This window comes from Alteromonas sp. W364 (assembly GCF_031846205.1).
In the GTDB taxonomy this organism is placed as follows: domain Bacteria; phylum Pseudomonadota; class Gammaproteobacteria; order Enterobacterales; family Alteromonadaceae; genus Glaciecola; species Glaciecola blandensis.
In genome coordinates this window covers 365,361-390,725 of the sequence record NZ_JAVRID010000003.1, presented here as the reverse complement: position 1 = coordinate 390,725, position 25,365 = coordinate 365,361, and the positions used below count along the sequence as shown (strand labels likewise).

Sequence of the window (25,365 nt, the reverse complement as noted above, 5' to 3'; positions counted from 1 at the left end):
TTACTTTTTATTATTTTTGATTGCTATATTCAATATGCAACAGTGTTAGTAACTCTTTCGCTAGCGCTTTTTTGCTAGCCGGTGGTAAATCCGTTTTATTATGCTTTGTAATTACCGTTAGTGCATTTCGATCAGAATTAAAACCTAAGTCTGTTGATGATACATCATTGGCGGCAATCATATCCAAATTTTTACGCTCAAGCTTACCTCTGGCATAGGCCTCTACGTCATTTGTTTCAGCGGCAAAACCTAGGGTAAACGGTTTCTTATTTAGTGCTGCAACGGTCTTTAGAATATCAGGGTTTTGCTCAAATGAAAGCGTTAACAGCCCTTCTTTTTTCTTAACTTTGTGAGTAGGTACTTCGGCCAAACGAAAGTCGGCTACGGCTGCGCAGGCAATAAATATGTCTTGGTGGGTAATATCTCGCATTACCGAATCCAGCATGTCTTGAGCACTAACAACCTGATTGCAAACAATATTCTTCGGAGGGTTTAGGTTAACTGGGCCGGAAACCAAGGTGACTTCAGCACCTAAATCTCGTGCGACTTCAGCAAGCGCATAGCCCATTTTACCCGAGCTATGATTCGTTACATACCGCACAGGATCCAGTGCTTCTCGAGTCGGACCGGCTGTAATCATGATTTTCTTACCAGCGAAAATCTGTTCACTGGCTTGGTCTTCGAAATCATATTCGAGTAAGAATTTGACGATATCTTCTGGTTCAACCATACGACCATAGCCAATGTCACCGCAGGCTTGTTCGCCACTTGCTGGCCCAATGAAGCTTAATCCTCTTGCTTTTAGTTTTTCAGTATTTTCAAGCGTTGCTGGCGCAGCCCACATTTGTTGGTTCATGGCGGGCGCAATAATAATTGGCGCTGGTGTCGCTAAGGCGAGGGTAGTGAGCAAGTCATCAGCTAGACCGTGAGTGAGTTTAGCCATGACATTTGCGGTCGCGGGTGCTAACAAGAATACGTCTGCCCAGCGTGCTAGTTCGATGTGACCCATCGCCGCTTCAGCATCTTCGTCCAAAAGACTGTTACTAATCTTATTCCCTGAAACGGCTTGAAGTGCTAAGGGGGAAACAAACTCTTTGGCTGAATCAGTCATCACAACTCTGACATTAGCGCCTACAGCAGTCAGTTTTCTGACCAAGTCAGGTGTTTTATATGCGGCTATGCCACCACTGATACCCAGTAAAACGTTCTTTTGTTCAAGTTGCATATTTTGCTATTGAGAGTACAAGTATAGCTTGCGCTCGTTCTTCAAAGGATTGGATAAGCGCTATTGTGACAAAGAAACCAAAGGAATGGAAATATGAAAATGATGAAATGGCCAGAACATGAGAGGCCGCGAGAAAAATTATTGAAATTTGGTGCAGAAACACTATCCGATGCTGAACTGCTTGCCATCATTATCAGCACCGGTAGTAAGGGACGAAACGCTGTTGAACTTGGGCGTGAGGCATTGGCGAGGCATGGCTCTGTTCGCGCTATAGTTAGTGCAAGTAAGGCGCAATTAAGCCAAACCACTGGCTTTGGGCTAGCAAAATATGCAACCTTAAATGCTTGCTTTGAATTGACCAAACGTTCGCTAGCAGAATCACTGACAAAGCCCCAAAGTTTCACGCACGCAGAATCAGCTTCAGATTACTTATTAGCGCAACTGCAACGAAAGCCTCATGAAATCTTCGCTATGCTATTACTCGATAGCCAGCACCAACTCATTGCCTTTCGGCATATGTTTAAAGGCACAATCAACAGTGCTGCAGTGTATCCAAGAGAGCTTGTAAAACAAGCATTGGAAGATAACGCTGCAGCTGTGATTTTAGCGCATAATCATCCAAGTGGTGTGGCAGAGCCTAGCCAAGCTGATATCCAAATCACGGGCCGAATACAGCGTGCAATGGAGCTAATAGATGTGAGAGTGCTAGATCATTTTGTGATTGGAGACGGTGAGACAGTGTCTTTTGCTCAACGGGGTTTGCTATAGCTCTTTGCTTGCATGTTCTTCTTGATATTTTTTGTCTGTATGCAAATAGCGCCTATGTGATCGCGTTTCAATCTGCGTTATCATTCGTCTATTCAGTCGGCAGGAACAAATAGTATTACATGAAGAAATGGAAAATTTTTGTCATCAATTTGGCAGAGTCAAAGGATAGACTCGGGGCTTGCGCTCAACAACTAGATGATGCCGGTTTAGACTTTGAGCGTATCGAGGCAGTCAATGGCCTGTCGATGTCAGCTGAAACCTTAAGCCAACTCTATCAGTTTGCAGAGTCCGACTATTATAAAGAACTGAGCCCCGGTGAAATTGGTTGTTGTTTGAGTCATCAACAAGTCTGGAAAAAAATCATCGAAGATGAGCTTGATTTCGCAGTAGTACTAGAAGATGACTTTGTTCTACAGGATAGCGCTAGCGATGCCATCCAGACCTTGGCTGAACTTGACACATCTTGGGATATTATCAAATTAGGTGAAACGCCTATTAAGCGACGCGCTATCCATCAGATCCCCAAAAATGACTTTTCATTGGTAACCTATAATAAAGTGCCAGCCGGCACTTATGCGCAAGCAATCAGTGCCGAAGGTGCAAAGAAACTGTTAGTGTATGATGGTTTTATTCAACGCCCGATCGATATCGATATTCAATATTGGTGGGAGCGCGATCTCAAAGTGTTTGGTTTGTTGCCGTATTCAATTTTGGTTGATCGCCAAAAGTTAAGTGATATCGGTAAAAACAGCAGTCAGGATGATGCCAGAAGCCAGGCCAAAAAGAGCTTTTGGAAACAGCTCACCAGTCGACTTTATTTCTTGTTCAAAAACAAAAAAGAGCGAGCGAAACGTTTAAACCAATTAGATTAGTCATAAAAAAGCGACCCGATAGCCCTTTATTCGAACTCTTATCGCTTAAGTGATTGATATATTGTAAGTATGTTCTATATCGCCAAGTGATTTTATGAGTTCTGCAAGTGTTGCCCGTTCAAAAATAATACAATCGTTTTGAGCTGATCGTAAAAAGATCGCCCAAAAAGCAAGTTTTTGTTGAATTGGGGTGGCGTTTCCTGTATAAAATGCGCCCTCATTATTAAAGACGTTTAACAGCAATATTTGTTTGCTTGGGTTAGACGGCAAACAGTTTTTCTGGAGACAATAAGATGTCAAAAGTTTGTATAGTTACAGGTAAGCGTCCTGCAGTCGGTAACAACCGCTCACACGCTAGAAACGCGACTCGTCGTCGCTTTTTGCCAAATCTTCAAACTCACCGTTTTTGGGTTGAGAGTGAGAACCGTTTCGTGAAATTACGCTTAACTACTAAAGGTATGCGTATTATCGATAAAAAAGGCATTGATACAGTACTAGCTGATATCCGTGCTCGTGGCGAGAAAATCTAAGGAATTCCCATGAGAGATAAAATCAAATTAGTTTCATCTGCTGGTACGGGTTTCTACTACACCACAGACAAAAACAAGCGTAACATGCCTGGCAAAATGGAGATCAAAAAATACGATCCTAAAATTCGCCAGCACGTTATGTTCAAGGAAGCGAAAATCAAGTAATAAACTTGTGCTTTGTCTCCACGAGAACCCAGCTTTTGCTGGGTTTTTTGTGTTGTGAAATAAGATAAAATGTTTGATGATGTTGTTCGGACCATAAAAGGTCCAGTTATTTCTTCAATCACAGTGACTTAATTATCGGAAAGGCAAAAAGGGCAAAGCATGGCGCGTTTATCTCAAAAAGCTTGGAATAATGTCATTATTTTCGCAATGTTAGCGATGATATTTGCGCTAAATATTGGAAATTTTCAATCAGATGATGCTGACCAGCCTTTTCCTATCATTGAAGAGGGAGCGGTATTACTTAGCTTACATATCGATCAAGATATTGTTGAGAGAGCGGGTAAAGCTTGGCGTCTGAAGATGGGCTCTCCTAGTTTATCTGAATCGGCACCTGCCCCCGGTCAGCTTGCAGCATTAATCGACAATTGGACCAAGGCGCTTGTTAAGCGTCAGAGCATGGTTGATAAAGCCGCGTTTTCTACTCCCGATCACGTCATTGTTTTATGGCTTGCTGGTGAGCGCAATGGTCGGGTTATTTCCACCATCGAGCGCGAGCAGCAAACCTACATTTTGTTTAATGACGAGGTATTATTGCTCGACTTTCCAACTATCCAACAACTAACCCAGTGGTAAATCCTTCTTATGCCTGAATTACCTGAAGTTGAAGTAACCAAACTCGGTATTGCTCCATTCCTTGAGGGGAATATCATTTCGAAGATTGTGGTTCATCAGCCGCAGCTTCGTTGGTTGGTTCCCGATGAGGTGCATTTAGCCAGTCAGCAAACTATTCGATCGGTAACTCGTCGGGCTAAATATCTATTTATTAACACAGATCTAGGCGCCTTAGTCATGCATTTGGGGATGTCGGGTAAAATGCGTGTTGTTGATACAAGTTTACCCCGCAAGAAGCACGATCACATTGAGATTGAGTTGAATACGGGTAAGAAACTTGTTTTAAATGATGCTAGACGGTTTGGCTCCTGTTTGTGGCAATCTCCTGATGAAGAACCGCTAAAAATACTACGAGCGCTGGGTCCTGAGCCGCTTACTGATGACTTTAATGCTAAGCTTTTGTTCGATAAGTCACGCGGTAAGTTGTCACCAGTGAAAACTTTCATTATGGATAACGCAATTGTGGTCGGTGTGGGAAACATTTATGCCAATGAGTCTTTATTTAAATCAGGGATCGATCCACGTAGAGCTGCTGGCAAAGTGGGTTTGAAGCGTTATCAATTGCTCACCGAGAACATTAAATTAGTGTTGGCCAACGCAATTAGCCAAGGTGGAACAACGTTAAAAGACTTCGCCCAAGCTGATGGAAATCCAGGTTACTTCGCTCAACATCTTTTAGTGTACGGTCGTGCAGGCGAGGAGTGTGAGGTTTGTCAGACACCTATCCGCTCTAAAGTAATAGGGCAACGTAATACTTTTTACTGTATTCATTGCCAAAAGTAATATTATTGTTGGAGTAGACCTCAGTCTTTATCTTCTAGGCGTTTTCGCAAGGCTTCTAGTACCACCGGAGAGCAGAAGCTACTCACGTCACCATTGTGTAATGCCACTTCTTTCACCAAAGTAGATGAAATAAATGAGTTTTCTTCCGAGGGAGTCAAGAATACACTTTCCAAATCTTTATTTAATCGGCGATTCATATTAGCGAGTTGAAATTCAAATTCAAAATCTGAAACCGCACGTAAACCGCGAATTAAAATATTTGCCCCTTCCGCTTTTGCTAAGTCAGCAAGCAAGCCTGTAAAACCTTTAACCTCTACGTTAGGCAAGTCTTTGGTGATCTCTGTGACCATTGCAACCCGCTCTTCTAAACTGAACAAAGGTTGTTTATTAGGGTTATATGCAACCGCAACCATCACGTGTGAAAACATTTTGGCAGCGCGACCGATTAGGTCTGCATGACCATTCGTAATAGGATCGAAAGTACCAGGATAGATCGCTTTAATCTGTGTCATCCCTACAGCCTTGGTGTTTGATTTCGTGTGTGGAAACGAACAGTAACTGAAAGCAGACAATAATTGCAACGAAAAACCGATAAAAAGTGTTTAACTACAAGCCAATGAGTTATTATTACCTATTCGGTTTTCAGATTATTGGACTTTAATTTGACTGTAATTTTTTCACTTTTCGGGGATGCTTTTTAGTGACAGGACGCACGACATTTTTCATTTCTCTTTTTATTGCTTTATTAGCGATTGTTTCGCCAAGCAAGGCTTCACCTTGGGTAGGCACAGTAGATAAGCAGTTGCATTACGATCTTCAAACGCTTCAAGAATGGGGTTATTTAGATGCCACCGTGATCACTTACCCGGTGCCATGGAGAGGTGTTGCTGACCAAATAATGAAACTCGACATCGCTAAAATGCCGAATATTCCTAAACAGGCTGCGCAGCGTTTAGACCATTATTTGTACTTACAGAAACAGCAAAAAAGACGCACCTTTCTTGAGATCCAAGGCGCAACGAGCGAACCTCGCCTTACGTCATTGGATGGTGTCGAAGATGTGAAAGCGTCTGTCAAAATAACCAATGAATTCTATTGGCAACGTTTTAGTGCGCAACTCAGCGTAAATTACCAATCGGGTGGTAAAAAGAATCTAGATAACAGTTTCTTAGCATACCAATTTGGAGAGTGGAATTTGCGTGCGGGCGCAATCGACCAGTGGTGGGGGCCCGGTCAATCGAGCAGTCTAATTTTATCGAATAACGCACGGCCAATCCCAACATTAGCACTGAGCCGCTCAAGTGCTACACGTTCTGAAAGCCCTTGGCTCTCGTGGTTAGGTCCTTGGTATTTAACTAGCCAAATCGGGCGCTTGGAAGAAGACCGAGCAGTGCCTAACACAAACTTATTACTTAACCGTTTTACCTTCAGCCCGTTAAAGCGCCTTGAAATTGGTGCATCTTGGGCAGTAATGTGGGGAGGCGAGGGCAATCCCAGTGGGTTGAGTGCGCTGCTCGACGTTGTCACATTCCAAGAAGTCTGCCTTCGCCGTGAAAGCTGCACTAAAGACCAGCTGACGAAAGCAGGCAATCATTTAGCCGGATATGATATCAAATATAGTTTCGAAGTATTCAATCGTCCTATCTCTATTTATGCACAACGCATCGGTGAAGATTCAAAAAGCGGTATTCGCATCACCGATAACGCAAACTTAGTTGGTTTATCGACTTATATTGGCAACGCAAAAGTGTACTTGGAAACGAGCGATACTAATATTTCTTGTGGTGGTGACGATGATACCAGTGTGAATTGTTTCTATGAAAATGGGACCTATTCAAGCGGATATCGATACCGAAACAGAGTTATTGGAAGCACTTTTGATAGTGACGCAAAGCAACTCACGCTTGGCACGAATATACGCTTTGAGGGTGGCGCTTTAGCTGAGGTTATTTTGCGTGTTGCTGAGCTGAACAAAGATGGGACAAGACCTTCTCCTGTGTTAACGGATGCGGTGACTGAAGACTTGGTACAAGTGAGTGGGTTTTACCAAAGACCCTTTGGAAATTGGTTGTTAAAAGCAGGTGGAAGTATCGAATCACGAGACCTTGTCGACCAAGGCAGCGAAGTTGACGCCTTGCTTTATCTTAACGCTACTTACGCGTTTGATTAAGTTTTTGACATAAGCCAAATTGCTGACCTCCTTTTTGGAAGGAAATTTGGGGATAAACACTGACGATAAAACACTCAGTTGTATATATTCTGCTTGTGGTCTATTCTTGAGCAAATAAGATTGTTAGTGATCACTATAATTTATGATGTGGTGGTTGAAAGCTTTACTCCTGAGGAGATCCAGCTTGAGAGTTGCTCCATTACCGCCTAACGAAAAAGACCGAATTTCGGTATTACAGAAGTTAAATATTTTAGATTCGGAAAAAGAAGAGCGCTTTGACCGAATTACCCGCTTAGCCGCAAGTATTTGCAGCTGCCAATTCTCTACGATCTCATTTATCGACGCTGATCGACAATGGTTTAAGTCCGACGTTAACCTTGGGCTCAATGAAACCCCTCGCTCATCTTCTTTTTGCTCTCATACCATTCTCAGAAATGACATCTTTATTATTCCAGACACCCTCAATAACGAAGATTTCAATAACAACCCATTTGTTATCAATGCGCCTTTTATTCGATTTTATGCGGGTATTAAGATTTCTATTGAGGGTCATCATATTGGTTCGCTTTGTGTTTTTGACACCAAACCGGGGACTTTGAGTGATGAGCAAGTTCGAGCGCTTAAGGATCTTGTCACGATTGTTGAAGATGAATTAAATAAAGACAGGGCGTTGAGTACGCAATTATTAGGCCTTAGACTACAAAAGAAGCTTGAAGAAACGCAGAAATTAGCGCGTGTTAGAGATGTTTTGTTAGAAAAGGTGGTTAGTTCATTCTCGCTACAGCCGGTTCTTGAAGAGATTGTGACTGCGGTAGAACAAGAATACGTCGGACAATATTGCAGTATTTTGTTGCTAGATGGCACGCGCTTATTGCTAGGGGCTGGGCCCTCATTACCTCAGTTCTATAACGAGGCTATCCACGGTGTTGAAATCGGTGTAGGTCAAGGTTCATGCGGTACTACAGCGTTCACAGGTAAACGGACGGTGGTAGATAATGTCAGCACACATCCTTATTGGACAGATTGGGCCTCTATCGCGGAAAAAGCAGGATTGGCAGCCTGCTGGTCAGAACCTATAAAATCTGCTGATGGCAAAGTTTTAGGTACCTTCGCTATTTACCATTCAACTCCAACACTGCCAACAGCAGAAGAACTCAACAGAATAGAGCAGTTCGCACATGTTGCCAGTATTGCAATTGAACGTTATCACGCAAGTGAGCTTATCTGGCGTCAAGCCAATTTAGATGAACTCACTATGCTTCCAAATAGAAGCGTAATGCAGAAACACTTGAAGCGCGCCTTAGCGGCAGCGAATAGCAATGGAACATTAGTCGCTGTTATGTTTATCGATTTAGATAACTTTAAAGATATTAACGATACTTTGGGCCATAGCACTGGTGACGATCTACTGATAGCGTGTTCGAAACGAATAAAGAGCTCTATTGCTCAAAAAGATATAGTAGCTCGCTTGGGTGGTGATGAGTTTATTGTAATATTGAATGATATTACTCAAGTATCTGACATTGACACTGTAGCCAACAAGCTCATCGAAAAAATAAGCCAAGGATTTCAGCTGCAAGATGAGTTTGTTTACACTACCGCCAGTATTGGTATCACCGTCTACCCAAATGATTCTAACAATGTTTCGAGCCTCTTAAAAAATGCAGATCAGGCCATGTACGGAGCGAAAGCGATAGGCAAAAACAAGTACCATTACTATACCAAAAGTATGCGAGAGCAGGCCTTAAAACGCGTCACTTTGATCAGTGACATGCGTAACGCAATCAAGAATGAAGAGTTTTTTGTGTTGTACCAGCCTATATATGACTTGAAGACAGGGAAAATAACCAAAGCAGAAGCTTTGATTCGTTGGCAACACCCGACTCATGGCGTAGTTAGCCCCTATGACTTTATCCCTTTAGCTGAGGAAACCGGCCTAATTAATGAAATAAGTGATTGGGTTTTTGAGCAAGTTTGCAAAAACATTTGTTATTGGCGCCAGCACTATTTACCGGAATTACAAGTCTGTATCAATACATCGCCAATGCAGTATGTAGACACAGAAAATGGAATTGCTACTTGGTTAGAGCATCTTCGGAAGTCGGAAATATCCCCGCAAGCTATTGTGTTAGAAATAACTGAGCGTTTGCTGATGAGTGCTGACCATACAGTTTCTGATATATTAGCTCAATTTCGAGCTGCGGGTGTGCAAGTAGCTCTTGATGACTTTGGTACCGGTTATTCTTCTATCTCCTACTTACAAAAATTTACAACAGACATTATAAAAATAGATAAGTCATTTGTACATTCGATAAATGACTCCAAGATCAATAGAACCCTGTGTGAGATAATCATCATGTTGGGGAAAAAACTAAACCTACAAGTTGTCGCTGAGGGAATTGAAACTAGCGAACAGAATGAGATCCTACAGGCTTTGCAATGCGATTTTGCACAAGGCTATTTATTTTCTAAACCGATAGAGCCTGAGGAATTAACGGCCTTATTGCGCGATTCAAGCTGATTGATAACCTTGAGTAAACCAGTGCCAGTTTTCTTCGCTGAAGAAATACTGGTCCTGTTTATTGCATTGCTTGTCGAGTGAACGTCTGAAGCGAGCCAAGTTTTCTATTTTCCAATTTTCACCTTTTCTCTCTTTGCAGCCATCAAAATCAAGAATGAATACTTTTGTCATCCCGATTTTATCTAACTCTTTGCTATTCATATTTGCCTGCAAAAGCAGGTTTTTCACGTTGAGGTCGGTGTGGCAAACTTGAGCGTTGTGCAGGAGCTTAATGGTTTTGCCTATCTCCAACCAAATAGGTTTGTCTAAGCTGGTTTGCATTAAAAGCTGATGCAACTCCTGAGATTCTTCAATAGCGCCAGTAATAATATCAGCGCTATAACTAAGCCCTCTTCTTTGTACTTTCGCCGCCAAGGGCTTTGGTACGTTCAATCCGGCATTAAATAACTTGCAGAGCATTGATAGCTCTCTGTAAGGGCGAGTTTGTTGTATGCCGGTAAAAACAAAATTATCGTCAGTGAGTTTAGCTACCATGCCGCCGCGGAAATAATGTCTCAGTACACACTTTTCATCCATGGCTTCAAAAAAATAAACCATACCTCGACCAGATGCGGTTTCGCTCACTAAACCTTCAGAAACTAACCAGTCTGGCTGAAAAAGCTGCAGGTATTTCGCCACGTTGATATCTAGAGAGCCGCGCACAATATCACGTTGCCAGTGACTATCTCTCACTAGCATCAGCTGTTCATCAGGGTTAATAGAGTATAGTTCTATCATATTGATATTTACCAAGCGCTCTGTAAAAGCTTAGGATTTGGTGTAACATAACAAAAAAAACGACATTTCGCCTTACGGATTTCATTTGAGCCAAGCTTTTCAACTCTGTATTTTACGACTTTCTGCTATTGGAGACGTTTGTCACGCCGTGGCAATGGTGACTCGCATACGAAAACATCGCCCTGATATTAAAATTACCTGGATCATCGGAAAGGTCGAATATCAACTTCTCAAGGGGATGCAAGGTGTTGAATTTATCGTCTATGACAAAAAAGCAGGTAAGCAAGCGAAAGAAAGCGTAAAAGAAGCACTCGGTGATAGAGTCTTCGATGCACTGTTTGTGATGCAAGTTGCCCTTCGTGCGAATTTATTATCCAAAGTCATAAAAGCGAAAAGACGCATTGGTTTTGATTGGAAGCGCAGTAAAGAAGGTCATCGATTCTTCACTAATGAACGTATCGCTCCTCAACGCTACGCCCATGTCCTAGAGGGGTTTATGGGTTTTGCTGATGCGATAGGCATTCCCAAAGATCCAGAGCCTAGTTGGGATATGCCGTTGTCTGAAAGCGACTGGCAATGGGCAAGAGAGCAAACCCAGCACCTTGGCAAGTATATCGTGATTAGTCCTGCGGCGTCGAAGGCAGAAAGAAATTGGACTGTACACGGTTACGTAGCTGTAGCTGAGTACTTGAGCGAGAAAGGTTACAAGGTGGTGCTGTGCGGTGGCCCCGGTCCTTTAGACGCTGAAATTTCTGCTAAAATCAAAGCACAAAGTCAGCATATCGATCTTGACCTCGTTGGAAAAACAACTTTAAAACAAATGTTAGCGCTGCTTGCTGATGCTAAATTAGTGATTGCGCCAGATACTGGGCCGGCACATATGGCAACCGCCATGGGTACGCGCGTTATTGGCTTATATGCCCATAGCAACTACCGACGTACCGGGCCATACTTATCGCAAGACTACGTGGGCTCTGTCTATGAAGTGAATATAAAAGAGCAAAAGGGCAAAGAGTGGGTTTATTTACCTTGGGGGACACGCGCTAAAGGTAAAGATTTAATGACGCATTTACTGGTACAAACAGTGTTGAAAAAGGTGGATTTAGCCCTTCGTCACCTAGACACATAGAGCACAATACTGGACAATGCGCGAGTCTAAGAACATGCAACCTGAGGGTAATCTATGTCACAAGGTTTTATCTCACACATTCAAGCGCAATTGGATGCCACTAAAGCAGATGGTTTATACAAAAATGAGCGCGTAATCACGTCACAACAACATGCTGACATTAAAGTCGCAGGTGGCGATGACGTTATCAACTTCTGCGCAAATAACTACCTTGGTTTAGCCAACCATCCAGACCTTATCGCGGCAGCGAAAGCTGGCTTAGATTCTCATGGTTTTGGCGTTGCATCTGTTCGTTTTATTTGCGGCACGCAAGATATACACAAAGAACTTGAGCAAAAAATCAGTGAATTCTTAGGTACAGAAGATACCATTCTCTATCCCTCTTGCTTTGACGCGAATGGCGGTTTGTTTGAAACCGTTCTCGAAAAAGAAGATGCGGTTATTTCCGATGCATTAAATCACGCCAGTATCATTGATGGTGTGCGCCTGAGTAAAGCCATGCGTTATCGTTATGCAAGTAATGATATGGCAGCCCTTGAAGAGCAGCTAATCAAAGCGACAGAGGATGGCGCGCGCTTTAAGTTGATCGCAACTGATGGTGTGTTTTCAATGGACGGCGTTATCGCTGATTTGAAAGGTATTTGTGACCTTGCTGATAAATACGATGCGATGGTCATGGTCGATGATTGTCATGCTACCGGTTTCGTTGGTGAAAACGGTAAAGGTAGTCATGAGTATTGCGATGTTATGGGCCGAGTAGATATATTAACGGGTACCCTAGGTAAAGCGCTCGGTGGTGCATCTGGTGGTTATACTTCAGGTAAAAAAGAAGTGATTGATTGGTTGCGTCAACGTTCACGTCCTTATTTATTTTCTAACTCTGTTGCGCCTCCTATCGTATCAGCCTCGTTGAAAGTATTCGATATGATGGCAAACGGTAAAGACCTTCGCGATGCATTGATCCGAAACTCTTTGCACTTCAGAACTCGCATGGAAGATGCTGGTTTTACACTTTCGGGCAAAGATCACGCCATCATCCCTGTCATGTTAGGCGATGCAAAACTTGCCAGTGTCATGGCTGAAAAAATGTTAGAGCGTGGTATCTACGTGGTTGGTTTTTCTTTCCCAGTCGTACCTAAGGGCAAGGCAAGAATCCGCACACAAATGTCGGCAGCTCATTCTATTGCTCACATTGATAAAGCGGTAGACGCATTTATTGAAGTTGGTAAAGAATTAGGGGTGATTTAATGAATTCTCCCGCTAACCCTCAGCAAATGAAATCACTTGCTAAGCTGCATCGCGAGCCTGGTATATGGATGGCTGATAACCCGGTGCCTGAAATTGGCCCGAATGACTTATTAATTAAGATCCGCAAAACCGCGATTTGTGGTACCGACATGCACATCTTTAATTGGGATGAATGGTCGCAACAGACTATTCCAGTGCCTATGATTGTTGGTCACGAGTATGTAGGTGAAGTAGTCAAGATTGGGCAAGAAGTCGCTGGTTTTACCCTAGGTGACAGAGTGTCGGGTGAAGGGCATATTACCTGTGGTCATTGCCGAAACTGTCGTGCTGGACGCCGCCACTTATGCCGCAACACAACCGGCGTTGGTGTAAACCGTCAAGGTGCGTTTGCGGAGTATCTTGTGATACCTGCATTCAATGCATTTAAAATTCCTGCCAATATCAGTGATGATATGGCGGCGATTTTTGACCCGTTTGGCAATGCTGTTCACACTGCTTTGTCTTTCGATTTAGTCGGTGAAGATGTACTGATCACGGGTGCTGGTCCGATTGGGATTATGGCGGCTGCTGTTGCAAAACATGTTGGTGCTCGTCATGTGGTGATTACTGATATTAATGACTATCGTCTTGATTTAGCCAAAAAGATGGGCGCAAGCCGTGTGGTGAATGTGGCGTCAGAAAACCTTAAAGACGTGATGAACGAACTCGGCATGACAGAAGGGTTTGATATTGGACTCGAAATGTCGGGCGTGCCAAGCGCATTTCGTGACATGTTAGATAAAATGAACCATGGTGGCAAAATTGCCATGTTAGGTATTCCACCACAAGATGTCGCCGTGGATTGGAACCAAGTGATATTCAAAGGACTCACGATCAAAGGCATATACGGCCGAGAAATGTTTGAAACTTGGTATAAAATGGTCAGTCTATTACAAAGTGGTCTGGATCTTTCGCCAATTATCACTCACCAGTTTGGCATAGATGATTTTGCGAAAGGCTTTGAAACCATGGGCTCTGGGCGTTCAGGTAAGGTATTATTAAACTGGCAGGCCGATTAGTCGAACCCAAGAAAAATAAAGGTGTTATATGGAACAGTTTGCACACATTTCGATCGTAGACACAAAAGCAAAGCTTGATGAAGGCAGCGCTAAGATTGTAGACATTCGTGACGATCAATCGTTTGAGCAGGCTCATATTCCCGGTTCAATCCAATTGAACAATGGCAGCATTGCTCAGTTCATGAATGAGAATGACTTTGATACGCCAGTAGTCGTGGTCTGCTACCATGGACACAGCTCTCAACAAGCAGCCCAATACCTTCTGCATCAAGGCTTTGAGGAAGTATATAGTATGGACGGCGGTTTTGAGATGTGGCGACAACAGTTTCCCATTGAAGCTGGCGATCGCTCTTGAGTTTTCCCGAGCCGAATAAATCCGGGGGGGCACCTCCTTGGTTGCAAATGGCGAAACAAACGCCTTTTACATCTATTATTCTACTTATATGTGCTCTTGTTTATATCTTTAGCTATTTCGGTGCATTTCAGCCCATCGCCCAAGCAATCAGTATTCGTCCAATTGGCGTGCTAACACAAACACATGAGTGGTGGCGTCTTATTGGGCCTGTATTCCTGCATTTTAGCATGCTGCATATCGTATTTAATCTTTTATGGTGGTGGGTATTAGGAACGCAATTAGAGCGAATGTTTGGCACGACTTCGTTAGTCATTATGTTTTTAATATCTGGCGTCGCGTCAAACGTCGCACAGCTGTTGATTTCGGGGCCTAATTTCGGCGGTCTATCTGGCGTAGTGTATGCATTATTCGGTTTTGTTTGGTGGATTGGCTGGTTGCGCCCGCAATGGGGAATTGGCTTACCAAGAAACTTAGTGTTGTTTTTACTAGCTTGGTTGGCGCTGGGTTACGCTGATGTTTTGTGGGTGAATATGGCGAACGAGGCACATCTGTTTGGCTTAATATCAGGGTGTTTGATGGCACTCGCGAGCCACCAAATTGCAGGTATTAAAAAGAACTAACCGCCCTGACGTAAATACTTGGTGAAGATAATGTTTTGTATTGTATCTTCGCCCGTTTCACGCTTCATAATATCTCTGAATTGTTGTAACACCATTCTGCGAATATCCTCACGACCCGTTAGTGATCGGATCTTGTCCTCTGGCTGTGCGCCGAATACTTCAATCGCTGTGGCTCTTAGCAGTGGCATATGATGTTCAATTTCTGGAATGAGGCTAGGATCCGAAACCATCATTTCAATGGTCACGCGAACATAACCCAACTTCTTCGAATTGTCTCCCGCATAGTTTGTTACGATGTCTGGCTCAAGGCCCACATAGGCGTATGATGGAGCGGCAGACTCGTCTTGAGCATTCGCGCTCACTGACAGCGCCAGTGAAAAACCAATGAGTAATGCTAATGAAAGCAGAGCCTGAAGGACTTGCTGTTTACGATTACTCTGATGTCTTTTTTGCCAAACTGCCATGATCAAGCCTCTGTGAAGAACAATACGGATGCAGATATATTCTTTGCTGTGTTAGACTTAGTATATCGGATTAAACTCAAATTTCTAAATCACTTGTCAGAAAATAATCAATTTCCCATCGGTATTGACGCCAACTGGGTATCACCAACACAGCATCATATTCCGCAAGTCGGCTTGTCTGACTGGCTGCTTAATACCGGTTCATTAACAGAACGTTTGCAAGCACTTACTTCCAACTTTGAAGTTGAAGTGATTGGACAAGCAACCATGCATGGTGACGAAAGTGAACAATTAGCGTTACCGCAATATGACGAACAAGCGTGGCAAGTTCGCGAAGTCATTTTGCATGGTGAGGGAAAACCATGGGTGTTTGCTCGCAGTGTGTTGCCTGAACATTTGTGTAAGACAACATGGGCGACTCTTGGCAATCAACCTTTAGGCCAACGGATTTTCAACGATGACCAATTCGTTCGTAGTGAATTCTCTATTGCAAAACTAACGACAAATCCGATTGACCCACATGCCGAACTCAAGCACGCTCTGTGGGGGCGCCGCTCGAAGTTCAAAGTACATGACTGGCATTTGCTGGTGGCTGAAGTTTTCCTACCCGACTGCCCTTGTTATGTCGCCGAGAGCATGCGGGCATGAGCCGCTTGTTCACCTTGCTGAGCGTTGGCTAATGTTACTTAAGTGGCAAAATCGTGAAGCTTATTGGCACCTAATGCGTGCTGATAAACCCATCGGTATTTATTTGTTACTGTGGCCAACCATGTGGGCTTTGTTGTGGGCAGCAAACGGGTTTCCTGCTTTTCATATCCTTGTTATTTTCACAGCGGGTGTCGTTTTGATGCGTTCAGCCGGTTGTGTGATCAACGATTATGCTGATCGCAAAGTAGACGGTGAAGTTGCCCGCACCAAGTCAAGACCACTCGTGTCGGGCAGAGTCAGCGCAAACGAGGCCCTGCAATTGTTTGCATGCTTGATTGCGTTAGCGTTTATCTTGGTCTTGTTTTTAAATTGGCAAACGATTGTGCTTTCTGTGGGCGCTTTATTTTTGGCTAGCCTTTATCCTTTTATGAAGCGTTATACACACTTACCACAAATATTCTTGGGCGCCGCTTTTAGCTGGGCAATTCCTATGGCGTTTATGGCGATCCAAGAAAGCCTGCCGTATTGGTTGTGGATTGTATATTTGGCGAACTTAACATGGACTGTGGCTTACGATACCGCCTATGCAATGGTCGACAGAGATGATGACCTGAAAGTGGGGATCAAATCGACGGCCATATTGTTTGGTCGCTATGACGTGTTAGCCATTGGTATATTGCAGGTCATCAGCCTAGGTTTATTGATTTGGGTGGGGATAATTACTGAGCTGAATGTGGCGTATTTTGTGTCGCTATTCATTGCTGCAGGTATGTTTATTTATCAGTTGCGCTTGGTGACAACTCGCCAAAAAGAACTGTGCTTTAAAGCATTCTTACACAATCATTGGGTTGGCTTAGTTATCACCTGTGGCATATTCGCAGGACTGTCTTTCTAGCAGCTTACTTTTCTTCCGGCGTCTCTAAAGCAGCTAAACGTGCTTCCAAGGCTTCGAGCTTCTCACGTGTTCTGATCAGTACTTGGCTTTGCACATCAAACTCTTCGCGAGTCACTAAGTCGAGTTTCGACAACTGGGCCTGAAGGACTTGTTTGACGCGATTCTCAGCTTCACCTGCCATCGTTTTTACGCCTGGCGGGATAGCATCACTGATATTTTTGGCAATTTCTTCTAACTTTTTTGGGTCAAGCATCGCTTATTCCTTCATTTAAATTCTCTGTATAATTGTAGCCCGAAATACAAAAGAAAAAAGCGTTATCTACGCGTCATTTGTTATAATTTATTTCTTGTTTCGGATCCTGCCTCCTAAGGTGTTTTCCGTCACTATCAGAACAGCTTTTCAAAACGGCTATTCAAAATCACTCAACGCGAGTCTATTAGAGAGAAAATATGCGCTTAAACGATGCACAACAAGAGGCAGTCGAATATGTATCAGGTCCATGCTTGGTACTTGCCGGTGCAGGTAGCGGAAAAACACGTGTTATTACCAATAAAATAGCCTACTTAGTCCGAGAGTGTGGTTATAAAGCTCGCCAAATAGCGGCAGTGACGTTTACGAACAAAGCAGCCCGTGAAATGAAAGAGCGGGTTGGACAAACCTTAGGTAAGGCAGAAGCACGAGGTTTGAAAGTGTCGACGTTTCACACTCTTGGCCTGAGCATTATTAAGAAGCATGTGCTGCAGTTAGGCTATAAGGCAGGTTTCTCTCTCTTCGATGATAAAGATACCTTAAGCCTGTTGCGTGATTTAACGGAAATTGATTACGACGGTGATAAAGACTTGTTGTCAGCCCTGCAAAGTCGCATTTCAAATTGGAAGAACGACCTAGTCATGCCAGAGGCCGCATTGAAGATAGCGCAAGGCGATATCGAAGTTGAGCAGGCAAAATATTACGTACAATATGCCTCACACTTAAAGGCATACAACGCACTCGACTTTGATGATCTTATCCTGCTACCTACTTTATTGCTGAAGACTAACCAGGCGGTTAGAGAAAAGTGGCAAAGCATGTTGAAGTACTTGCTGGTTGATGAGTACCAAGATACAAACACCAGCCAATATGAGTTAGTACGTCTATTGGTCGGGCAAAGAGCCCGATTCACCGTGGTAGGTGATGATGACCAATCTATTTATTCATGGCGTGGCGCCCGACCACAAAATTTGGTCTTGCTGCAAAAAGACTTTCCGAGCTTGAAACTCATCAAGCTAGAGCAAAATTACCGTTCTTCAGGCCGTATATTGCACAGTGCAAACATCCTTATCCAGAACAACCCTCACGTGTACGATAAACGTTTATTTAGTGAACTTGCTTACGGTGAGTCATTGAAAGTGGTGATATCAAAGAATGAAGAACATGAAGCAGAGAAGGTAGTAGCCGAATTGATGGCTCATCGCTTCATGAATAACACGGCCTATGGTGATTATGCGATCCTGTATCGTGGAAATCACCAATCAAGAGTCTTCGAAAAAGTGCTCATGAGCAACCGTATTCCCTATAAAATAAGCGGTGGCATGTCGTTCTTTGGGCGAACTGAAGTAAAAGATATCATGGCTTATTTGCGCCTCTTGGTGAACCAAGATGACGACAATGCTTTGCTGCGCGTCATCAATACACCCACTCGTGGCATTGGACGGGCTACCCTTGAAAAAGTTGGGCACTTCTCAAATGCGAACAAAATTGGACTGTTTGAAGCCTGCTGTCACGACGGCTTAAAGAGTATTTTGGGCACTAGTGCGTACCAATCGGTCAGTAGCTTTTCACGCTGGGTCGTTGAAGCTGCAGACAACATGGACCGTGGCGATACGATTGGTGTGCTGCGAGACTTTATTAAAGCGATGGGCTACGAAGAATGGTTGTATGAACAAAGTGCCAGCCCTAAGGCGGCTGAAATGGCAATGGCCAATGTAAGTACACTGTTTTCTTGGGTCAATGATATGTTGCAAGGCGATGAGCTAGAGCCACCGATGACACTTGTTGAAATAGTCAATCGTTTAATACTCCGAGACATGATGGAGCGTGGTGAAGATGATGCCGAAGCTGATCAGGTTCAGTTAATGACCTTGCACGCTTCCAAGGGTCTCGAATTCCCATATGTTTATATGGTGGGCATGGAAGAAGGCCTGCTGCCTCATCAGAGTAGTATCGACGAGGATAATGTAGACGAAGAGCGCCGCCTTGCCTATGTTGGGATCACCAGAGCACAGCAGGAGCTTGTTTTCAGTATTGCCCGGGAACGTCGTCAATTTGGAGAGATAATTCAGCCTGAACCTTCTCGTTTCCTCTATGAATTACCCCAAGATGATGTTCAATGGGAATTTCAAAAGAAAAAGCCAAGTGCTGAAGAGCGTCAAGAAAAGGGAGAAAAGAGTATCGCGAATCTGCGTAACTTACTGGGGTAGTTGCGCAGTTAAACGGTGTAGTGCTTATTCTTCGGTGGCAGCGTCGTCAGTGTCATCAACGAAGTCGAGAAGAATCGTTTGTCCGAGCATGTCGCCTTGCCCAAACTCACATCCTAGCCCAATTAAACCATCAAGCTTAGCTTTGCTGGAGATACCCTCAGCAATAACTGTCAGACCCACTTTCTCTGCAACAAGAATAACAGACTCAATAAAACGTAAGTTCTTCTCAGAGCGAGTAAATGATTGGACAAATCGCTCGTCTATTTTTAAGAATTTGAAAGGATAAGAGAACAAATAGTTCAATGACGCAGAGCCACTGCCAAAGTTGTCTAGGATCAGACCGAAGCCGTTGCGTTTGATTTTCTTAATCGCAGGCAGAATAAACTGCGAGCGGTTGGTTAATGCGCTTTCTGAGAACTCAAGTAGCAACATGTCCGGTTCGAAATCGGCTTCTTTTACTTGCTCAATTAACTCATTGACCAAGTCTTTCTGCATTAAATGCTCTACTGACAAACTCACGCCGATGCGCTGGTTGGCGTATTGTGGATCATGTTTCCACTGAGCCAGCAAGCCGATGGCACCATCTAGCAAGAACTGGTTCAAGTCTAAAGTCATACCGCATTGTTCAGCAATCTGCCAGAACTGCTCACGGTTGATTTGACCAAAGGTTTCATTGTGCCACTGCAACGTGCATTCGTAGTAGAGCAATGTCTCATCGGTTAGTGACATAACCGGTTGAAGCACGCAGTCAAAGCTTTTTGCTTTAAGCGCTTTGCGGAATTCAGCTTCAAGTTGGATATCTTCCAGTAGCTTTTCACGCATGCTCTTATCGAAGGTAATGTAGCGTCCACGACCTAAGCTTTTCGCTTGATACATTGCTGCATCGGCGTCTCGTAGTACTTCGTCTGCTGACATGTAAGTACTATTGAGGTGAGCAATACCGATACTTGCACCACTGAACATTTCTTTACCATCGAGTACGAAAGGTACGGAAACGGAATTAATAACGCGTGTTGCTACTTCTTCAACGGCACTGACCGTCTCAAAGTTATCCAAGAGGATAACGAACTCATCACCGCCTAAGCGCGCAAGTAAGTCATGGCCGCGTTTACATAAGGCAATTCGCTGAGCAACTTCAACCAGGAACTCATCGCCAGCATGATGGCCGAGAGTGTCGTTGATAATCTTGAAGCGGTCGAGATCGATAAAGAGAACAGCAAATTGATTCTCAGGATGTCGCTTTTTGTTAGCAATCGCCAATTCTAGGCGGCTATTAAACATAACGCGATTCGGTAAGTCGGTTAGGGCATCGTGATGGGCATCATGAATAAGCTTTAACTCAATTTCCTTACGCTGCTCTATCTGTTTCTTCAGGTATTCGTTAGTTTTGTTTAATTCTTCAGTACGCTCTTGTACTTTTTCGGTCAGCTGTAAATTGTATTCTTTCAGCGATTCCGAACTTCTTCTACGCTCCATTGCAACGGCAATGTGGTGGGAAACAAAGCGCAAAATTTCGAGATCTTTCTGTGTGTAATCTTCTAACTTACCGTAGGTTTGAACTGCTATAACACCGTGAACTTCACCGTCGATCACAAGTGGTGAGCCCAACCAGGAGTTGTTATGCTCCATCATGTTCTGTGCAATAGTAACGTCGACTTCGCCTTCTTCAACTAAGGCTAAAATACGTGAGTTGTCTATCAGTGAGGCTTCACCGCGACGAATGATATATTCCGTTAAGCCAAGACCTAAAGGACGTTCATCTGCCGATTCATGTAATTCATCACTGAAATACGGAAAGTTAAGGCTGTCTTTATTTTCAGTCAGTACGGCGACAAAACAGTTAGGTGCACTGATCAACCGAGCCAATATTGCATGTAGCTTCGAATAGAAGCGCGGCATGTCATCGTCTAAAGCGACTGATAATTCTGAAATTTCAAATAATGCGGTTTGTAGAGACTCAATTTTCTGACGCTCCAGGATTTCTTCCTGAAGGTCATCATTGATCGTTCGCAATTGTTTGGTACGTTCACGAATGGTGCGTTCGGTCACTTCACGACTTTTAACACGGTCGACCGTAGTCACAATGTGTTGAGAAATAAATGAGAGAACTTCAAAGTCGTCCTGGTCATAGCGAACGTCGTCGTTATAACTTTGCACAACCATAGCACCGATGACTTCGGTACTGCGTTTCAACGGTACGCCAACCAAATCAACCGGTGGAGTCCCTAGTATTTCAATACCCGTTTCTTCGACTACCGATTCGAGATTTTCCTTGGTTAATACCAAGCTAGTACCGCTTTTTAGAATATAGCCCGTAACGCCATCCATGATCCGTTCGTATGGCACTCGGCTGAGTTCTTCTTCATCCACTTCATCAACAAAGTAGGCAAAGTCGACGTGTTTATCGGAAGGATCGTAGAAAGCAACGTAGAAATTGTCAGCGCTCATGAACTCACTAACAATGTCGTGAACGGCTTTATAAAGACGATCGAGATTACTTACTGAACTCGCGAGTTCACTAATCTCGAATAACGCTTTCTGAACTTGCTCAGCGCGCTTATATTTTTCGGTAAGTAACTGGAGTTGGGGAATAAGCTCCCGCAACTCTTGTTCACTTAACTCACCGATTACTTTTTCGTCTTCGCTCATTTCAAGGAATGATCCTACCCGCTCTTAATACAACTAAATTTAAGGGTACGCGCGACTGAATGCGCTAGTTAGATACCTTCGATCATGTACTCGACAGCAACTTTGATGTCTTCTTCAGTACAATCACCACAAGTTCCCATGGCAGGCATGGCATTGATACCATTGACCGCGTTTTTCCACACCTGTTCAAAACCTTTCTCGTCTAGGCGTGGTTTCCAATCAGCAGCAACTTGAAGTTTTGGTGCTCCTAATACGCCAGATGTATGACAAGCGACGCACGCGCCATCATAGATTTGTTTACCTGTACGAGGCCCGGCAGCTGCAGCAGGTGCCGCACCAGCAACATGCACTTTTCCGACCGGTTTAATGCGGTCTAGCAAATCTTGGTCGGTAGTCTCTTGAGCGTTTACACTCACAATGACCAAGGCTGATATAAATAGACTTAACAACACTCTAAGTTTCACAAAAATCTCCTGCAATTTACTAAGACTCACAACAACTTACCGCAATTATAAACATTAGTCAGGGGTAAACAACTATTTGTTGCGCTTTCACTCCACGAATATAAACGTGGTAGAAAGGGTTTTGTCTCTTTTTATCGGTTAACAAACTGTTTTGATTAGCTAAACTCTGCACAATATGGTTTACAAGCCATAGTATTTACCTAACAAAGCAAGGAATTTTCGTTTCTGTTTGAACTCATAATTCAGTTCACTGACTAAAAAATCGAAAGCGAGCTTGGCCTTTTCAGGGCTTTTTGAAGTGAATAGCAGCGCCTCTTTTAATTCATTCAACAAGTTAATCGCTGTCATGTAATCTTCATGCGTGGTTTTTGCTGGGTAGTGCATGATCAGTTTACGGTATAAATTGAGACCCGTATCGTAATCTTCAGCAATGGCTTTTTGAGCTAATTGGTGCAGTAACGTTGGTTTGAGGTCACTTTGCATCGCTACTTGATAGGCCGCCTGCCAGTTGCCAGTGGTCATAAACACTGCCACTAGCTTATCATTATCGAGCAGACTAGCTTTGTCACTGAGCTTCATTTTTGCGAGGTTCTCAGCTTTTTGTTGGTAATTTTTTACCTGCTCAGGCTCAAGATGATCGAGCATATTCAAAAACGCCTGCAAATCGGCGGGTTCTAAGTTACTTTCGAAAATATCCCAGAGCTGTTTCAACTGCACTTCTTTTGGGCTTGTCGCTCCCTGTAGCGCTAATTCAAGTTTCTGTAACTTTGTTATTTGAGTTTGGTTTAAGGTGGTTGCCTGCAATTCATCCATGAGGTCTTTAGCACTTTTTACTTGTTCTGCTTTTATATAATAACCAAGTAATTCCAGCTTTTGATTCGCCTCGGTTGCAGTGCTTTCGCTGATAGAAATCAGGCTTTTCCAGTCGCTGTTGAGCATGAAATAATGCCGTAAATCTTCCGTCAGCGTAAGCGCTTGGTCGGCTTGCAGGCTCTCACGCCAATCAAGAATGGATTGCACTATGGCTTCTTTCTGTTCGATGTCATTTGTGAAGAAACGAGATAGGACAGGACGAAGTGTAAAATTAGCATAGTGCGTCAAATACAGATTCTTTAAAAACGAAACATTCTGCTCAATAGGCCAAGCGCATGCCTCGCTGAATTGTATGAGCCACTGTGTGAATAAATACTCAACTTTTAAGCTCTGGCTTTTATCGTCCTTTATTTTATTCATGACCTTATCGTAGCGCTTTAGGGCATACTCGGTAATTTCCACAGCGTTTTCAGCAGGTAAGCGAGGTAAAATATCGTGCACAGCATTCAGTTTGGTGATGGCAAGGTCGAAGTATGTTTTGACTCTGTCTTTGCGCCATACTTCACGGACTGGCAAAGCGGTATTGATGATGTCGCAGATATCTTTGATATTGGCCTTTTTCGCTGAAATGTCAGCAATGATTTGCCATTTGTTGAGATCATCAGTTTGTTTTGTCATGAGCTCAAGCAGCATTGCTTTGGCATCATCTTCATCTAAGCTGCTCACGTACGCGGCGATCCGGTCCTTTGCATCGCCACTGCGAAGTCGCTCCAGCTCTTGTTCTTGCTCATCGTTTGCTAAAGCGACAGCAACGCAATGCTGGCAAAATTCAAAGCCTTCAGAAACATCACACTCACATTGCCCCTCGTACTTATCATTTACTAAGGACAGGCTCACCCGATACTGTGTGTTATCTTCGACAATGGCTGTAATTAACAGTTGATCCCGTTGCAGAGCGCGTACTTTTTTTTGCTCATGAAGACGCATACCTTTACTAAACGCGCGTTGGCCTGCAACTTTCTCTAAATACAGATTGATGTTATCTGATGGCATTAAGTCAATGTCTCGCGAAGAACTACGCGAGATGTTTACCAAAGAAATCTAGCGTACGTTGCCAAGATAAGTCGGCGTCTTGAGGGCTAAAACGACTGGTAGAGTCATTATGAAAGCCGTGTTGAGCGCCAGCATAAAAATGCGCTTTATAATTCGCATCGTTAGCCTTTAAAACGGCTTCGTAAGACTCCCAAGATGCATTCACACGCTTATCTAATTCGGCAAAGTGGATCATCAATGGGCCTTTCACATTCTGTTGGAGCTCAGCTTTTGCTGGCGTGCCATAATACGGTACAGCGGCATCGATCTCATTAGGCATTGTCGCTGCTAACAAGTTACTAATATAACCACCAAAACAGAATCCAACGACACCTAATTTGCCTGTACCACTTTCATGCTTTTTCAGCCAGTTAGCTGCTGCCATGAAGTCTTGTTCAATTTTGTCACGATCTAGGCTTCGCTGCATGCTTCGACCTTCGTCATCATTCCCAGGGTAACCACCTAAAGGTGCTAAGGCGTCTGGTGCAAATGCAACAAAACCTGCCTTGGCAAGACGTCGAGCGACATCCTTAATGTAAGGGTTTAAGCCTCTATTCTCGTGAACCACAAGTACAGTGGGTGCCTTTTTGTCGAGATTACGCGGTACCACTAAGTAACCTTCGCCTTTCCCATGCCCTAGCGGCGAGTCGAAAGTTTCATAGGTAGCTTTAATATCAGCGTCATTGAAGCTAACTTGCTCCGCTTTTGCGTAGTCTGGGATAAGTGAGCTAGAAATAAGCCCTAAAGATAAACCTGCAACAGACAAGGTACCTAATCGTGATAAAAACGTTCGTCGGTTAATATCGCCATGGGCATATTCGTCATACCAATCGAAGGCTTGCTGTGGGATATCTTCCGGTTTAAGTGAGTCAGTTTTATGCGATGTCATTGATTTTCCTTTTCATACCGTTGCTATAGTCATTGAGCAAGACAATGCGAGCGGCCTTGCAGTCACTGGATTGGTAAATACTACGTACGTTTATATCC

General features: G+C 43.6%; 25 protein-coding genes. 16 read left to right on the top strand and 9 right to left on the bottom strand.

Features of this window, described 5'->3' with window-relative positions; all coding sequences use genetic code 11:
* Positions 1-10: 10 nt before the first annotated feature.
* On the bottom strand, positions 11-1,225 hold the full coding sequence (coaBC, locus tag RM556_RS07100) for a bifunctional phosphopantothenoylcysteine decarboxylase/phosphopantothenate--cysteine ligase CoaBC (protein WP_311360756.1): 1,215 nt from the start codon (positions 1,223-1,225) through the stop codon (positions 11-13).
* A 93-nt stretch (positions 1,226-1,318) separates the two neighbouring features.
* Between coaBC and radC the strand changes: the two genes are divergently transcribed.
* The 6 genes from radC to mutM all read left to right on the top strand — a co-directional run bounded on the left by radC (position 1,319) and on the right by mutM (position 5,015).
* Entirely contained in the window at positions 1,319-1,993 is a 675-nt protein-coding gene (radC, locus tag RM556_RS07095) for a RadC family protein (protein WP_311360757.1), read from the top strand.
* Between the two features lie 119 nt (positions 1,994-2,112).
* Positions 2,113-2,865 (top strand): glycosyltransferase family 25 protein, encoded by a 753-nt coding sequence (locus RM556_RS07090; RefSeq protein ID WP_311374263.1) that lies wholly within the window; start codon positions 2,113-2,115, stop codon positions 2,863-2,865.
* Between the two features lie 293 nt (positions 2,866-3,158).
* Positions 3,159-3,395: a 50S ribosomal protein L28 gene (gene rpmB, locus RM556_RS07085; protein WP_311360759.1), complete on the top strand. Its 237-nt coding sequence runs from the start codon at positions 3,159-3,161 to the stop codon at positions 3,393-3,395.
* A 9-nt stretch (positions 3,396-3,404) separates the two neighbouring features.
* On the top strand, positions 3,405-3,560 hold the full coding sequence (rpmG, locus tag RM556_RS07080; RefSeq protein WP_311360760.1) for a 50S ribosomal protein L33: 156 nt from the start codon (positions 3,405-3,407) through the stop codon (positions 3,558-3,560).
* Positions 3,561-3,719: 159 nt separating this feature from the next.
* A complete protein-coding gene (locus RM556_RS07075; protein ID WP_311360761.1) occupies positions 3,720-4,193 on the top strand; it encodes a hypothetical protein in 474 nt (157 codons plus the stop codon).
* 9 nt (positions 4,194-4,202) lie between these two features.
* Positions 4,203-5,015 carry a bifunctional DNA-formamidopyrimidine glycosylase/DNA-(apurinic or apyrimidinic site) lyase gene (gene mutM, locus RM556_RS07070; protein WP_311360762.1) on the top strand — a complete coding sequence of 271 codons (813 nt, stop codon included), beginning with the start codon at positions 4,203-4,205 and terminating at the stop codon, positions 5,013-5,015.
* 20 nt (positions 5,016-5,035) lie between these two features.
* On the opposite strand, the gene coaD is transcribed toward mutM, so the two are convergent.
* Positions 5,036-5,527: a pantetheine-phosphate adenylyltransferase gene (gene coaD, locus RM556_RS07065; protein ID WP_311360763.1), complete on the bottom strand. Its 492-nt coding sequence runs from the start codon at positions 5,525-5,527 to the stop codon at positions 5,036-5,038.
* A gap of 188 nt (positions 5,528-5,715) precedes the next feature.
* Between coaD and RM556_RS07060 the strand changes: the two genes are divergently transcribed.
* The gene (locus RM556_RS07060) at positions 5,716-7,185 is read left to right on the top strand and encodes a capsule assembly Wzi family protein (protein ID WP_311360764.1); all 1,470 of its coding nucleotides are present in this window, start codon (positions 5,716-5,718) and stop codon (positions 7,183-7,185) included.
* 184 nt (positions 7,186-7,369) lie between these two features.
* Entirely contained in the window at positions 7,370-9,706 is a 2,337-nt protein-coding gene (locus RM556_RS07055) for an EAL domain-containing protein (protein ID WP_311374262.1), read from the top strand.
* Here RM556_RS07055 and RM556_RS07050 read toward each other — a convergent pair.
* Positions 9,698-10,483 carry a 3-deoxy-D-manno-octulosonic acid kinase gene (locus tag RM556_RS07050; protein ID WP_311360766.1) on the bottom strand — a complete coding sequence of 262 codons (786 nt, stop codon included), beginning with the start codon at positions 10,481-10,483 and terminating at the stop codon, positions 9,698-9,700. The two genes, RM556_RS07055 and RM556_RS07050, sit on opposite strands and share 9 nt — an antisense overlap.
* 85 nt (positions 10,484-10,568) lie before the next feature.
* On the opposite strand from RM556_RS07050, the gene RM556_RS07045 reads away from it, so the two are divergent.
* Genes RM556_RS07045 through RM556_RS07025 form a run of 5 tightly spaced genes read left to right on the top strand, consistent with a single transcriptional unit; the run spans position 10,569 to position 14,893 of the window.
* On the top strand, positions 10,569-11,612 hold the full coding sequence (locus RM556_RS07045; protein WP_311374261.1) for a glycosyltransferase family 9 protein: 1,044 nt from the start codon (positions 10,569-10,571) through the stop codon (positions 11,610-11,612).
* A 54-nt stretch (positions 11,613-11,666) separates the two neighbouring features.
* Complete coding sequence (locus tag RM556_RS07040) at positions 11,667-12,860, top strand: glycine C-acetyltransferase (protein WP_311360768.1); 1,194 nt, start codon at positions 11,667-11,669, stop codon at positions 12,858-12,860.
* 26 nt (positions 12,861-12,886) lie between these two features.
* Positions 12,887-13,918, top strand: a complete 1,032-nt coding sequence (gene tdh / locus RM556_RS07035) for an L-threonine 3-dehydrogenase (RefSeq protein ID WP_311361334.1) — start codon at positions 12,887-12,889, stop codon at positions 13,916-13,918.
* Between the two features lie 28 nt (positions 13,919-13,946).
* Positions 13,947-14,273: a thiosulfate sulfurtransferase GlpE gene (gene glpE, locus RM556_RS07030; RefSeq protein ID WP_311360769.1), complete on the top strand. Its 327-nt coding sequence runs from the start codon at positions 13,947-13,949 to the stop codon at positions 14,271-14,273.
* The gene (locus RM556_RS07025) at positions 14,270-14,893 is read left to right on the top strand and encodes a rhomboid family intramembrane serine protease (protein WP_311374260.1); all 624 of its coding nucleotides are present in this window, start codon (positions 14,270-14,272) and stop codon (positions 14,891-14,893) included. The genes glpE and RM556_RS07025 overlap by 4 nt, the downstream gene beginning before the upstream one ends.
* On the opposite strand, the gene RM556_RS07020 is transcribed toward RM556_RS07025, so the two are convergent.
* The gene (locus RM556_RS07020; RefSeq protein WP_311360771.1) at positions 14,890-15,357 is read right to left on the bottom strand and encodes a flagellar basal body-associated protein FliL; all 468 of its coding nucleotides are present in this window, start codon (positions 15,355-15,357) and stop codon (positions 14,890-14,892) included. The genes RM556_RS07025 and RM556_RS07020 overlap by 4 nt on opposite strands.
* 12 nt (positions 15,358-15,369) lie before the next feature.
* On the opposite strand from RM556_RS07020, the gene RM556_RS07015 reads away from it, so the two are divergent.
* Together RM556_RS07015 and ubiA are read left to right on the top strand one after the other, a co-directional pair.
* Positions 15,370-16,005 (top strand): chorismate lyase, encoded by a 636-nt coding sequence (locus RM556_RS07015; RefSeq protein ID WP_311374259.1) that lies wholly within the window; start codon positions 15,370-15,372, stop codon positions 16,003-16,005.
* Positions 16,006-16,036: 31 nt separating this feature from the next.
* Positions 16,037-16,900 (top strand): 4-hydroxybenzoate octaprenyltransferase, encoded by an 864-nt coding sequence (gene ubiA, locus RM556_RS07010; RefSeq protein WP_311374258.1) that lies wholly within the window; start codon positions 16,037-16,039, stop codon positions 16,898-16,900.
* Between the two features lie 4 nt (positions 16,901-16,904).
* Here ubiA and ubiK read toward each other — a convergent pair whose 3' ends face one another.
* Positions 16,905-17,153 (bottom strand): ubiquinone biosynthesis accessory factor UbiK, encoded by a 249-nt coding sequence (ubiK, locus tag RM556_RS07005; protein ID WP_311360774.1) that lies wholly within the window; start codon positions 17,151-17,153, stop codon positions 16,905-16,907.
* 197 nt (positions 17,154-17,350) lie between these two features.
* Here ubiK and rep point away from each other — a divergent pair, with 197 nt between their 5' ends.
* Complete coding sequence (gene rep, locus RM556_RS07000; RefSeq protein WP_311374257.1) at positions 17,351-19,360, top strand: DNA helicase Rep; 2,010 nt, start codon at positions 17,351-17,353, stop codon at positions 19,358-19,360.
* Between the two features lie 24 nt (positions 19,361-19,384).
* Here the strand turns inward: rep and RM556_RS06995 are convergent, their stop codons facing one another.
* The 4 genes from RM556_RS06995 to RM556_RS06980 all read right to left on the bottom strand — a co-directional run bounded on the left by RM556_RS06995 (position 19,385) and on the right by RM556_RS06980 (position 25,267).
* Entirely contained in the window at positions 19,385-22,009 is a 2,625-nt protein-coding gene (locus RM556_RS06995; RefSeq protein ID WP_311374256.1) for an EAL domain-containing protein, read from the bottom strand.
* A gap of 68 nt (positions 22,010-22,077) precedes the next feature.
* Complete coding sequence (locus RM556_RS06990) at positions 22,078-22,473, bottom strand: c-type cytochrome (protein WP_311360777.1); 396 nt, start codon at positions 22,471-22,473, stop codon at positions 22,078-22,080.
* A gap of 180 nt (positions 22,474-22,653) precedes the next feature.
* Positions 22,654-24,339 (bottom strand): hypothetical protein, encoded by a 1,686-nt coding sequence (locus RM556_RS06985; RefSeq protein WP_311374255.1) that lies wholly within the window; start codon positions 24,337-24,339, stop codon positions 22,654-22,656.
* A 22-nt stretch (positions 24,340-24,361) separates the two neighbouring features.
* Positions 24,362-25,267 carry a dienelactone hydrolase family protein gene (locus RM556_RS06980; protein WP_311360779.1) on the bottom strand — a complete coding sequence of 302 codons (906 nt, stop codon included), beginning with the start codon at positions 25,265-25,267 and terminating at the stop codon, positions 24,362-24,364.
* Between the last annotated feature and the right edge of the window lie 98 nt (positions 25,268-25,365).